General features: G+C 76.5%; 1 protein-coding gene. It reads right to left on the reverse strand.

Annotated elements, in window-relative coordinates; all coding sequences use genetic code 11:
• Nucleotides 1–524: 524 nt before the first annotated feature.
• Nucleotides 525–1953, reverse strand: a 1429-nt coding sequence (locus EF903_RS32090) for an ERAP1-like C-terminal domain-containing protein (protein WP_185902937.1), incomplete at its 5' end; no start/stop codon positions are given.

Below are 1953 nucleotides of genomic sequence, written 5' to 3' on the forward strand. Positions count from 1 at the left end.
GTCCACCGCCGCCCCCGCCCTGGCGAGGGGGCAGGTGGCCGGCCGGCGGCCGCGGTGCGGCACGCGGGAGGGGGCCGTCCGGGAGCGGGGAGGACTCGGGCGCCGGGCCGCCGGGCCGCCATTCGGCGGGGCCGCTTCCCACGTGCCGGCGGTGGGGTGGGCCGCGGCACACCGTCGCGGACACCGGCCGGGGTTGCGAGTTCCGTCGTTCGCCGAAGGACCAGGTGGGTTTCCGGGGCGCATCGCGGACCGCCGAGGCGGACATCTCGCGCAGCTCCGGGTGCGGTTCGCTGAAGCGCCGGAGGAGCGCGGGGACGCGTGGGGGAGGCTGTCGGGGCCGGCCGGTCTCTTGAGTGCGCCCCATCCGGAAGGCGGGCGCGAACCGCTCGGGTGCGGCCCTGGCCCGGGGGAAGCGCGGCGGGGGCTCCCCCGTCTCTGTCACCGCCCGTTCGTGTGGCGGGTGTCCCGTGCCTGCGGGGCAGGGGAGCCGCCGCCCCGGCGTGGGGTGGCGGCTCCCGTCCCGGTCAGGAGTCGGCGGTGCGGACGTGGAGGGCTCGGGCCAGGTCGTCCAGTTGGTCCGTGAGGCCGCGGTGGAGGCGGGGGGTGACGGCCGGGTCGGTGAGGGCTTCGCGGCCGGTGGCGAGGTGGCCGGGGTCGACGGCGTGGGCGGGGAAGGCGTGGCGGGCGGCGGCTTCGGCGATGGCCGGGCCGCGGCGGGCGGCGAGTGCGGTGGCCTCGGTGTAGTAGCGGGGGACGTACGGGGCGAGGAGGTCGGCCTGTTCGGGCTGCCAGAAGCCGCGGGCGGTCGCGGTGAAGAGGTAGTTGGAGAGGTCGTCGTCGTGGAAGAGGCGGTCCCAGGCGGCGGCCTTCGCCGCGGGGTCGGGGAGGGAGGCGTGGCAGCGGGCGGCGCCGTCACGGCCGGTGGCGCTGGGGTCGTCGGCGAGGGCGGCGTCGATGTCGGCGGGGGTGGCGGCGCCGAGGACGGCGAGGCGGGCGAGGACGCGCCAGCGCAGTTCGGGGTCGAGTTCGGGGCCGCCGGGGACGGTGCCGTCGTCGAGCCAGCCGGTGAGGGTGTGGGGCTGGGTGGCGCTGTCGATGAGGAGGCGTACGGCGGACAGGCGCAGGCCGGGGTCGGAGCCGTCCTCGGTGCGGCGCAGCAGGTCGCGCGCGATGCCGGTGAGGGTGGTGAGGGCTTCGGTGCGCCGGTCGGGGGCGAGGTAGCGGTCGGCGATGTGGTGGCGGGCGAAGGTGAGGGCGCCCTGGACGACGGCCAGGTCGGGTTCGTCGCCGAGGTGTGCTTCGGCGGTGGCGAGGTAGGCGGCCGGTTCGAGTTCGCCGTCGCGGACCATGTCGCGCAGGGAGTTCCACACGACGGCGCGGGTGAGGGGGTCGGGGACCGCGGAGATGCCCCTCAGGGCGGTCTCCACGGAGGTTTCGTCGAGGCGGATCTTGGCGTAGCCGAGGTCGCCGTCGTTGAGGACGAGGAGGGCGGGGCGGGGTCCGGCGGCGGAGAGGACTTCGTCGGTGGGGAGGTCCAGGGTGAGGCGTTCGCGGAGGTGGAGGCGGCCGTCGCCGGGGTCGCGGTCGTAGAGGCCGGCGGCGATGTGGTGGGGGCGGCTGCCGTCGCGGTCGACGGTGAGGGTCCAGCCGCCGTGGCCTTCCCGGACGCGGGAGGTGAGGGTGTCGGCGCCGGTGGTGCGCAGCCACGTCTCGGCCCAGGTGTGGACGTCGCGGTCGGTGTGGGCGGCGAGGGAGTCGATGAGGTCGGCGAGGGAGGCGTTGGCGAACCGGTGCCGGGTGAAGTGGGTGTTGATGCCGGCGAGGAAGTCCTTCTCGCCGATCCAGGCGACGAGTTGGCGCAGCGCCGAGGCACCCTTGGCGTAGGAGATGCCGTCGAAGTTGAGGAGGGCGGAGGCGGTGTCGGGGACGGCGTCGGGGTCGGGGGCGACGGGG

Source organism: Streptomyces sp. WAC05292, assembly GCF_003949955.1.
In the GTDB taxonomy this organism is placed as follows: Bacteria; Actinomycetota; Actinomycetes; order Streptomycetales; family Streptomycetaceae; genus Streptomyces; species Streptomyces globosus.